The following is a 10,150-nucleotide window of genomic DNA, read 5'->3' on the forward strand; positions in this document are numbered from 1 at the left end:
CGCCTGAGACATGTCCGCGACAGATGAAGATCTGACGGCCCTGGTCGTCGCCACGGGAAATCCGGCTGCCTTCGGCGAGCTGGTCCGGCGACACCAGGGCCTGGTGCGGTCCATGCTGCAGCGCATGTGCCGCAATCACGCGCTGGCCGATGATCTGGCGCAGGATGCCTTCCTGCACGCCTTCCAGAAGATCGGCAGTTTCAGGGGGACGGGGAGCTTCAAGTCGTGGCTGTGCTCGATCGCCTATACCGAATTCCTCAAATCGGCCCGCAAACGCAAATCCTCGGACCGCATGCTAGACCGCTTCAAGGGTGATGTGGAGGACAGCGAGGCGCCACGCGACATGGGCAATGTGGTTGATCTCGACCGGGCGCTTGCCACATTGAAGGAGGAGGAACGCATCGCCGTCGTGCTGTGTTATTCCTGCGGCCTGTCGCACGGCGATGCGGCCGAGGCGACGGGGATGCCGCTGGGTACGGTGAAGTCACACGTCAACCGGGGCCGCGCCAAGCTCCGGGCTTATTTTGCAGATGCCGAGGTGGTAAGCTGATGACCATGGATGATGCCTTCGACGCCCGTTTGCGGGCCGCCTTCGCCGATGCCGCCAGACCGCTCGAGCGCGACAGCGAGGCACGGGCCTTCAGTCACGCTGTGGCGCAACGACTGGCGCAGCCGGATCACAAGCGCATCCTGATTCTCGGCGGCGCTGCCGCGGCGGGTGCCGCCGTGGCCGGTTCGCAGCTGATCAGGCTGCTCGGCGGTCTGCGTCTGCCCGGTGGCGAGAACTTCTGGGCGGAGACGGCCCAGATGGCGGGGCCGGAAGCCGTGATCGCCCTGGCCATGGCCGGCACGCTGGGCCTCGTGGCCACACTGCTGCCGCGTCGGCTGGCCTAGCCGGGCGCGCGCTGGCCAGGGGCGGGATCGTCTCTTTTGCAGTGCAACAAGCTGGGATAGGCTGCGCCCCGACAGTTTTCCGGAGTTCGCGACATGTCCGTGCAGACCCAGACCCGCCGCCTGACGGCGCCCGACATCCGTGCCCGCAAGGGCGGCGCGCCCCTGGTCTGCCTGACTGCCTATGACGCGCCGATGGCGCGCCTGCTGGACCGGCATTGCGACCTGCTGCTGGTCGGCGACAGTGTCGGCATGGTGGTGCACGGGCTGGACAGCACGATCGGCGTCACGCTGGACATGATGATCCTGCACGGCCAGGCGGTGATGCGCGGCGCGCGCAAGGCCCTGGTCGCGGTCGACATGCCGTTCGGGTCCTACGAGCAATCGCCCGAGCAGGCGTTCGAGAACGCCGCCCGGGTGATGGCGGAGACCGGCTGCCAGGCGATCAAGATCGAAAGCGGGACCTATGCCGCCGACACCATCGCCTTCATGGCCGAACGCTCCATCCCGGTGATCGGGCATATCGGCCTGCGGCCGCAGGCGGCGCTCGCCGATGGCGGCTACAAGGCCAAGGGGCGGACCGAGACGGAACGCCAGCGCGTCCTCGACGAGGCCCGCGCCACCGCCGATGCCGGGGCCTTTGCCATCGTCATCGAGGGTGTCGCCGAGGACATTGCCCGCGAAATCACCGAAACCGTCGATGTGCCGACCATCGGCATCGGCGCGTCCGCCGCCTGCGACGGCCAGATCCTGGTGACACAGGACATGCTGGGCGTGTTCGACTGGACCCCGAAATTCGTCAAACGCTATGACGATATGGCCAAGCGCACCGAGGCCGCGGTGGCGCGCTATGCCGACGAGGTGCGCGAACGGGCCTTTCCCTCCGCTGCCGAAGTGTACACGCTGAAGCGTTCGGACAGTTGAGCTTGGTTGCCGCTACGCGCGGCTGGCGCTAGGGTCCGGCAACACTGAAACGGCCCGCTCGCGCGGGCCCTCGCTTGTAATGACGGAGCCCGCCCGACGTGGTCGATATTTTTGAAGAAGTCGACGAAGAACTTCGCCGCGACAAATACCAGGTCCTGCTGCGCCAGTACGGACCCTGGTTCCTCGGAGGGGCCGCAGCCATCGTGATCGCCACCGCCGGGTATCAGGGCTGGAGAAGCTGGAGCACGGCGCAGTCGCAGGCCAGCGCGGACCGCTACATGGCAGCCATGGCGTCTGTCGAGGCCGACCGCCTGGCGCGGGCTGATGCGCGTTTTGCGGAGCTGGCCGAGGGCAGCACCGGCAGCTATCCCGCCCTGGCCCTGATGCAGCGCGGCGCGCTGGCGCTCGAGGCCGGCAATGGCGCGGAAGCCGCGGCCCTGTTCGACCAGGCTGCCGCGCGCACCTCGGACATTGTCCTGTCCGACCTGGCCGAGCTGAAATCGGTCTGGGCGATGTGGGACGAGTTGAGCTTCAATGATGTCGAATTGCGCCTACGGCCGCTGGCCGGCGACAATTCGCCGTATCGCTACCTGGCGCGCGAGACCATCGCAGCTGCCGCGCTCAAGGCCGGCAATCTGGAGCGCGCGCAGGACGAATACCAGTTCCTGAGCTTCGCCCTCGACACGCCGCAAGGCCTGCGTCGCCGGGCCCAGGAAGGCCTGGCCCGAATCGACCAGCTGGGCGGGGTTCCGGCCACCGATGCCGCGACGGCCGGGCCGGGCGCGACAAGCGTGCCGGCGACCACCGAGGCAGCCGGAAACGCGGCCGACGATGACGAGGGCAATGAGGCCGGGGACACAGGCAATGCCGGGGACACAGGCAATGATTGATGTAATGCGTATCCGCAATCTGCTGGCCGCTGCCGCGCTGGCACCGCTCGCCGCCTGTTCGTCGGTGCCCAACATTCCCAACCCGCTTAACGCCATTCCCGGCTTCGGCAATGAGGACGAGGCCGATCAAGGTGAGGTGTCGAACGAGAACCGGATTTCCATTCTCGATTTCGAGCAGGGCCTGCGCCTTGATGGCGAAGCCGAGCGCGGGCCGGTCCAATTGCCGACCGCCTATGCCAACACCGTGTGGCCGCAGCCGGGCGGCTATCCGACCAATTCGGTGCAGCACACCCTGGCCAGCGGTTCGCTGGCGCCGATCTGGCAGGAGCGGATCGGTGAGGGCTCGAACAATCAGCGCCGCCTCAATGCCCGCCCGGTCATCGCCGACGGCAAGGTCTTCACCATCGACGCCACCGGCCGGGTGGAAGCGCGCGACGCGGATACCGGTGTGCGTGTCTGGGGCGCCCGACTGGCACCACCGAGCCGGCGTGACCGCGATTCCTTCGGCGGCGGCATCGCCTATGATTCCGGCCGCATCTACGCCCACTCCGGGTTCAACTACATGGTCGCCCTGGACGCCGGCACCGGCAGCGAAGTGTGGCGCAGCGACACGCTGGTCCCGTTCCACGGCGCTCCGACTGTGACGGACGGCCGGGTCTTCGTGTCGAGCGATGACAATGAATTGCTGGCCCTGGAAGCCGATACCGGCACCGTGATGTGGACCTATCAGGGCATTGTCGAATCGGCCCGCCTGATCACGGCTCCGAGCCCGGCGGTGCTGGGCGATATCGTGGTCGCGCCGTTCGCGTCCGGCGAGCTGATTGCGCTGCGCGTGCAGAACGGCAACCCGGTCTGGTCGGACAGCCTGACCCGGACCGGTGGCCTGACGGCGCTGTCGGACATCAATGATGTCGCCGGCAGCCCGGTCATCGTCGACGACATGGTCTATGCGATGAGCCATTCCGGCCTGTTGGCGGGCATTGACCTGCGCACCGGAGAGCGGCGCTGGAGCCAGCCTGCGGGCGGCGTGTCGGCACCGATCGTGGCCGGGGACTTCCTCTACGTCACCACATCGGAAGCGGAGATCGTGTGCATCGAGCGGCATACCGGCGAGGTGTACTGGATCACCCAGCTGGAACTGTTCGAGAACCCGCGCAAGCGGCGCGACCGCATCGCCTGGACCGGGCCGGTTCTGGCCGGCGGCCGGCTCTTCGTCGCGTCCAGTGATGGCGGCGCGGCGCTGATCAATGCCTATGACGGCAGCGTGATGCGCGAGTGGGACCTGCGCGGCGATGTGTTCGTGGGGCCTGTGATTGCCAATGAAACCGTATATGTGCTCACCGACGAGGCGCGGCTGATCGCGCTGAGATAGGCGCAAGACATGACCAACCTTCTGCCCCGCATCGCCGTCGTCGGACGGCCGAATGTGGGAAAATCGACCCTGTTCAATCGCTTGGCGGGCAAACCGCTGGCCATTGTCGACGACCGGCCGGGTGTCACCCGCGACCGCCGGGAGGCGCGTGGCCGGTTGGGCGATATGGGCCTGCTGCTGATCGACACGGCCGGATACGACGATGCCGAGAAGGACGGTCTGGACGCCGAGATGCGCACCCAGACCGAGATGGCCATCAAGGATGCCGATCTGTGCCTGCTTCTGATCGATGCGCGGGCCGGGGTGACGCCGCTCGACGAGAGCTTTGCCGACCTGATCCGAAAGACCGGCAAGCCGGTCCTGCTGCTGGCCAACAAGTGCGAGGGCAAGGCGGGCGAGAGCGGCCTGATGGACGCGTTCGAACTGGGCATGGGCAATCCCATCGCCTTCTCCGCCGCCCATGGTGATGGCATCAGCGAGCTGTATGACCGGGTCGAGGCGATGCTGGGCCGTGACGTCGCCAAGGCGGCCAAGAAGGGGCACCAGCGCGATGACGACCCGCCGCTGCGCATCGCGGTCATCGGCCGGCCCAATGCCGGCAAGTCGACACTGATCAATACCCTGCTCGGGGAAGAGCGTCTGATCACCGGACCGGAAGCGGGCATTACCCGCGACGCCATCGCGGTGGAATGGGTGTGGGACGGGCGCCCAGTGCGCCTGCATGACACGGCCGGGCTGAGAAAACGCGGCAAGGTCAATGACCGGCTGGAGCGGATGAGCGCCGCCGATACGCTGCGCGCCGTCAAGTTCGCCGAGGTCGTGCTGTTGCTGATGGACAGCCAGCATCCGCTGGAAAAGCAGGACCTGCACCTGGCCGACATGGCCTACAAGGAAGGTCGCGCGGTCGCCATCGCGGTGTCCAAGATGGACCTCGTGCCGCATCGCGAAGCCTTCCTCAAGGAAGTCCGGCTGGAATTCGAACGCCTGCTGCCGCAGATGTCCGGTGCGCCGCTGCTGCCGATCTCGGCGACCCGCAAGAAGGGCCTCGACGCCCTGATGCCGACGCTGGAAAAGCTTCACAAGGACTGGGACGCCAAGATCAAGACGCGCGACCTGAATGACTGGTTGCACGAGATGATCGAGCGTCACCCGCCGCCGGCCGTCAATGGCCGGCGCATCAAGCCGCGCTACATCTCGCAGACCAAGTCGCGGCCGCCGACCTTCGTACTGATGTGCTCGCGCGCTGCCGACCTGCCGGAAAGCTACAAGCGCTACCTGGTCAACGGGTTGCGCGAAGCCTTCGAGCTGCCCGGCGTGCCGATCCGGCTGATCGTCAAGGCCGGCAAGAATCCCTATGTCGAGGGCGACCGGGGCGGCAGTGCGCCGGCCAAGGCCGGGGCTCCGTCACGGGCCAGCCAGCCGCGCATCCGGCAAAAGGCCAAGGGCGCGGCCGGCAGCACGAAGAAGCCGGGCAAGCCGGGCAAGGCGGCGGGTCCGCGCAAGCGCACCTGATCCGGGACGGTCGGGACAGGAGCAATTGTCGTGACCGGCCCCTATGAACACACGCAGATACCCGACCAGCTGGCACTGGCCTGTCCGACCTGCGCAAGCGCGGCGCGCTTCCTGCGCGGGCCGGGCCGGCGACCGCCCATCCTGACGGGCAAGGCGCACGACAATCCGGACGGCGACATTGTCGGAACGATCAGCTGCCCGGCCTGCGGCCACCAGGCTCGCCATGTGGTGGTCTGGCCGGACGAGGCCTTCTTCCAGGCGACCTATCGCGGAGCCGTGCTCTGGGCCTTCGATCGGGCCATGGCGCAGGACCTGCGCCGCTGGCTGGCGGCCGGGGCTGACCGCGAGGCGGTCCGGCAACAGAGCGCCTACCGGGTCTGGCTGATGCGCGTGCCGGCCGTGTTGCTCGGGGCCAAGGCCCGCGACACGGTGCTGGCGCGACTGGACCGGCTGCTGGACTGACCGGGGACCCGGTCAGCGGCTCAGGCCTCGAACTTGACGATTTCGCCATGACGCGTGCAGTCCGGCGACACCAGTTCGGCCACGGTCGGCCACAGGGCGGCCGGTTCCGGCAAGGTCTTGGCATCTTCGCCCGGGAAGGCCTTGGCGCGCATCTGGGTACGCATGGCGCCGGGATAGACGGTGTTGATGCGCAGGGCGTTATTGTGGTGCTCGTTGGCCCAGCTTTCGACGAGCGCGTCGAGGGCGGCCTTGGAGGCAGCGTAGGGGGCCCAGAAGGCGCGGCGCGAGGCGGCAGCCCCGGAGGAGATGAACACGGCCCGTCCGGCGTCGGATTGCATCAGCGGGCCCTCGAAGGCACGGATCATGCGGGCCGGGGCGAGCACGTTGACAGCCATGACCTCGTTCCACGTCTTGGCCTTGACCTGCGCGGCCGGTGTCAGAACGCCGAGCGCACCCGCGGCGGCGACCAGGATATCCAGCTTGCCCCACCGTTCGCTGACGATTTTGCCGAGCTGTTCGATCCCGTCGGCCGAGGTCACATCCATCGGCACGATGGTGCAGGTGCCGCCGGCCGCCTGGATCTCGTCATCGAGTTCTTCCAGACCGCCCGTGGTGCGGGCGGTGGCGATGACATGGGCACCGGCCTTGGCCAGTTCGAGCGCCATTGCACGTCCAATGCCGCGGGACGCCCCGCTGACGAGAGCGAGGCGGTTCTTCAGATCGATATCAGTCATGCGTCCACCAGGAAGGAGAGCTGGAATTCCTTGGCCGAAAGGGCCCGGTCATGGTCGAGCAGCACGGTGGGGTACTCGCCGGTGAAATAATGGTCCGACAGTTGCGGCTTCTGCGCGTCGCGATCCTCGCCGCACACGGCCCGGTACAGGCCGTCAACGGACAGGAAGGCGAGACTGTCCGCCTCGAGCTTCTCGGTCATGTCCGACAGGTCCATGCAGGCGGCGATGAGTTCCTTCCGCCCGGCCATGTCGATGCCATAGAAATCGGGGAATTTGATGGGCGGCGAGGCAGAGCGGAAATGGACCTCGGTGGCGCCGGCATCGCGCATCATGCGCACGATCTTGAGCGAGGTCGTGCCGCGCACGATGGAATCGTCGATCAGCAGTACCCGCTTGCCGCGCACCACGGCGGCATTGGCCGCGTGCTTGCGGCGCACGGAGAGGTCGCGCCTGTCCTGGGTCGGCTGAATGAAGGTGCGGCCCACGAAGTGCGAGCGGATGATGCCGAGCTCGAAGGGAATGCCGGATTCCTCGGCATAGCCGATGGCCGCCGGGACACCGGAATCGGGGACGGGAATGACGACATCGACATCGACCGGGTTCTCGCGCGCCAGCTCGCGGCCCATGTTCTTGCGGGTCTCGTAGACCGAGCGGCCGTCGATAAGCGAATCGGGACGGGCGAAATAGATGTATTCGAAAGCGCACGGCCGGGCCGGTTGCGGCGGGGCGAGACGTTCCTGGCGCACGCCCTTGGAATTGATCACCAGCGCTTCGCCGGGCTCGATCTCGCGCTCGAATTCCGCGCCGACCATGTCGAGGGCGCAGGTTTCCGACGCGAAGACATAGGCCTCGCCGAGACGACCCATGACCAGCGGCCGGATGCCGAAGGCGTCGCGGGCGACGATCAGGCGGTCATTGACCACGGCGACGAAGGCAAAGGCGCCCTGGACCTGGCTCAGCGCCCACAGGACGCGGTCGGTGAGCTTGGCCTTTTTCGACTGGGCCGCCAGGTGCAGAACCACTTCGCTGTCGCTGGTCGACTGGAAGATGGCGCCATTGGCCACCAGCTCTTCGCGGAGGGAGCGCGCATTGGTCAAGTTGCCGTTGTGCGCCAGCGCGATGCCTCCGCCGCGCACGTCCGCGTACAAGGGCTGGACGTTGCGCAACACGGAGGCGCCCTGGGTGGAATAGCGCACATGGCCGATCGAGACCGGTCCCGGCAGGCGTTGCGGCAGGTCGGGGGAGGTGAAGTTCTCGCCGACCAGGCCGAGATAGCGTTCGATGTGGAAGCGCGAGCCGTCATGAGTGGCGATGCCGCAGGCTTCCTGGCCGCGATGCTGGAGGGCGTGCAGGCCGAGGGCCGTGAGCACGGCCGCGTCCTGGGCACCGTAGACGGCGAAAACACCGCATTCTTCCTGCGGCCGGTCCGTTTCCGGATCGTAGGTCAGTGTGGGGGGAATGGCAGAACTATCGTTCATCCATCGTCATCCTGGTCATCCGTGGTCGAGCCGATGAGGTCGTCTAGTCGGTTTCGATCACGGCGGCCATAGGATGTGTCATTATTTCTTATTGCATCTGCAATCGGGTCGTCATCGGCATCGGCCAGCGGGGCGGTCTCGGCGATACGGGACGTTTCCGGGGCCAGCGACTGCAGCGCCCGGGCGGTGGCATTGACCAGCGGGTAGATACGCGCCTCGCGCACCCAGACCGGGGGCCGGCCGGCCTCGCCGAAGGTCGCGGCGATGAAGATCACGCCGAGGCCGAGCAGGACCAGGCCGCGCAGCACGCCGAAACCGAAACCCAATGAACGGTCGACGACATTGACGTCCTCCCCCTTGGCGAGGCCCTTGGACAGCGAGGAAGTGACGAAAGTCACGGCCAGATAGATGATCAGGAAGATGATGCCGCCAATGGCCAGCGGCGCCAGCCAGTCGGGGTCGATCATGTCGCGCGCCGGACCGATGAAGGCCGGCAGGCTCCACAGGGTAGCCAGCGAGGCGGCGACGAAGGCGGTGACCGAGAGGGCCTCGCGGACAAAGCCGCGCACCAAGGCCAGCAGGCCGGACACCAGGAGAATGCCGAGACCCGCCAGGTCGAATGCTGTCAGGGCTCCGTCCATCGGATACTCCTACTCGCCGGCCATAGCCTTCAAAGTTTGCACCAATTCCAGCGCCGTGGCCACGCCTCTGACGCGCACCGGAGCCTTGTCGTCGGCGGTGGCCTGCGGCGCGATAGCCTCGGTGAAGCCGAGCTTGGCGGCTTCCTTGAGGCGGGCTTCAGACCGTCCGACCGGTCGAACATCGCCGGAAAGACTGATTTCTCCGTAAACAACACCGTTTTCCGGCAGCGCCACATCGAGGGCCGAGGACACGATGGCCGCGGCCACCGCGAGGTCGGCGGCGGGTTCGGTGATCTTCAGTCCGCCGGCGACATTGAGGAAGATGTCACGGTTGGAGATGTCCACGCCGCAGCGCGCTTCCAGCACCGCCAGCACCATGGCCAGGCGGCCGGTATCCCAGCCGACCACGGCGCGCCGCGGCGTGCCGAAGGCGGCGGGCGCGACCAGGGCCTGGATTTCCGACAGGACAGGCCGGGTGCCTTCCATGCCGGCGAACACGGCCGCGCCGGGCGTGTCGTGGCCACGGCCGTCCAGGAACATGGAGGAGGGGTTGGCGACCTGGGCCAGGCCGCCATCACCCATCTCGAAGACGCCGATCTCGTCGGTCGGGCCGAAGCGGTTTTTGACCGCGCGCAGGATGCGGAACTGGTGCGACCGCTCGCCCTCGAAATAGAGCACCGCATCGACCATGTGCTCGACCACGCGCGGACCGGCGATCTGGCCGTCCTTGGTGACGTGACCGACCAGGACCACGGTGCAATTGCGCTTCTTGGCGAAGCGCACGAGTTCCTGGGCACAGGCGCGGACCTGGGCCACGGTGCCGGGTGCGGCGCTGAGCTGGTCGCTCCACAGGGTCTGGATCGAATCGATGATGACGAGGTCGGGTTTCTCGGCCTTCAGCCCGTCGAGGATGTCGTTGAGCGAGGTTTCCGCGGCCAGCGCCACCGGAGCATCGGCCAGGCCCAGGCGGCGGGCCCGGCGGCGCACCTGGTCGATGGCCTCCTCGCCGGAGACATAGATGGCGCGAACATTGTTGGAGGCGATGCGGGCGACCAGCTGCAGCAGCAGGGTGGATTTGCCGATGCCCGGATCGCCGCCAACCAGGATGGCCGAGCCGGGCACCAGTCCGCCGCCGCAGACGCGGTCGAGCTCGGTGATACCCGATTGCAGGCGCGGTGGTTCCGGCGTATCGGCGCCGAGATCGACGAGTTCGAGCCGGGGGGGGGGGGGGGGGGAGGGGGGAGGG

At 67.3% G+C, this 10,150-nt stretch carries 11 protein-coding genes; 7 read left to right on the plus strand and 4 right to left on the minus strand.

The genetic code is table 11. From position 1 onward, the window contains the following. Positions 1–10: 10 nt before the first annotated feature. From ACXYMR_RS07085 to ACXYMR_RS07115, 7 genes are all read left to right on the plus strand, one after another. Positions 11–550, plus strand: a complete 540-nt coding sequence (locus ACXYMR_RS07085; protein ID WP_458942105.1) for an RNA polymerase sigma factor — start codon at positions 11–13, stop codon at positions 548–550. After that, a complete protein-coding gene (locus ACXYMR_RS07090) occupies positions 550–894 on the plus strand; it encodes a hypothetical protein (protein ID WP_458942107.1) in 345 nt (114 codons plus the stop codon). The genes ACXYMR_RS07085 and ACXYMR_RS07090 overlap by 1 nt, the downstream gene beginning before the upstream one ends. A gap of 93 nt (positions 895–987) precedes the next feature. Further along, positions 988–1,815 (plus strand): 3-methyl-2-oxobutanoate hydroxymethyltransferase, encoded by an 828-nt coding sequence (panB, locus tag ACXYMR_RS07095; protein ID WP_458942108.1) that lies wholly within the window; start codon positions 988–990, stop codon positions 1,813–1,815. A gap of 98 nt (positions 1,816–1,913) precedes the next feature. Further along, complete coding sequence (locus ACXYMR_RS07100) at positions 1,914–2,705, plus strand: tetratricopeptide repeat protein (protein ID WP_458942109.1); 792 nt, start codon at positions 1,914–1,916, stop codon at positions 2,703–2,705. Then, the gene (locus ACXYMR_RS07105) at positions 2,698–4,077 is read left to right on the plus strand and encodes a PQQ-like beta-propeller repeat protein (RefSeq protein ID WP_458942110.1); all 1,380 of its coding nucleotides are present in this window, start codon (positions 2,698–2,700) and stop codon (positions 4,075–4,077) included. Before ACXYMR_RS07100 ends, ACXYMR_RS07105 begins: the two co-directional genes overlap by 8 nt. A gap of 9 nt (positions 4,078–4,086) precedes the next feature. Beyond that, positions 4,087–5,589, plus strand: a complete 1,503-nt coding sequence (gene der / locus ACXYMR_RS07110; RefSeq protein WP_458942111.1) for a ribosome biogenesis GTPase Der — start codon at positions 4,087–4,089, stop codon at positions 5,587–5,589. 30 nt (positions 5,590–5,619) lie between these two features. Further along, positions 5,620–6,051 (plus strand): hypothetical protein, encoded by a 432-nt coding sequence (locus tag ACXYMR_RS07115; protein WP_458942112.1) that lies wholly within the window; start codon positions 5,620–5,622, stop codon positions 6,049–6,051. A 20-nt stretch (positions 6,052–6,071) separates the two neighbouring features. Here the strand turns inward: ACXYMR_RS07115 and ACXYMR_RS07120 are convergent, their stop codons facing one another. The 4 genes from ACXYMR_RS07120 to radA form a co-directional block, all read right to left on the minus strand. Next, positions 6,072–6,785, minus strand: coding sequence for an SDR family NAD(P)-dependent oxidoreductase (locus ACXYMR_RS07120; protein WP_458942113.1), 714 nt, complete (start codon positions 6,783–6,785; stop codon positions 6,072–6,074). Further along, the gene (gene purF / locus ACXYMR_RS07125; RefSeq protein WP_458942114.1) at positions 6,782–8,263 is read right to left on the minus strand and encodes an amidophosphoribosyltransferase; all 1,482 of its coding nucleotides are present in this window, start codon (positions 8,261–8,263) and stop codon (positions 6,782–6,784) included. Before purF ends, ACXYMR_RS07120 begins: the two co-directional genes overlap by 4 nt. Continuing rightward, positions 8,260–8,904 carry a CvpA family protein gene (locus ACXYMR_RS07130; RefSeq protein ID WP_458942115.1) on the minus strand — a complete coding sequence of 215 codons (645 nt, stop codon included), beginning with the start codon at positions 8,902–8,904 and terminating at the stop codon, positions 8,260–8,262. Before ACXYMR_RS07130 ends, purF begins: the two co-directional genes overlap by 4 nt. Before the next feature lie 9 nt (positions 8,905–8,913). Next, positions 8,914–10,150: DNA repair protein RadA (gene radA / locus ACXYMR_RS07135; protein WP_458942116.1), on the minus strand; the 1,237-nt coding region annotated here is incomplete at its 5' end.

The organism is Maricaulis sp. CAU 1757 (assembly GCF_054482675.1).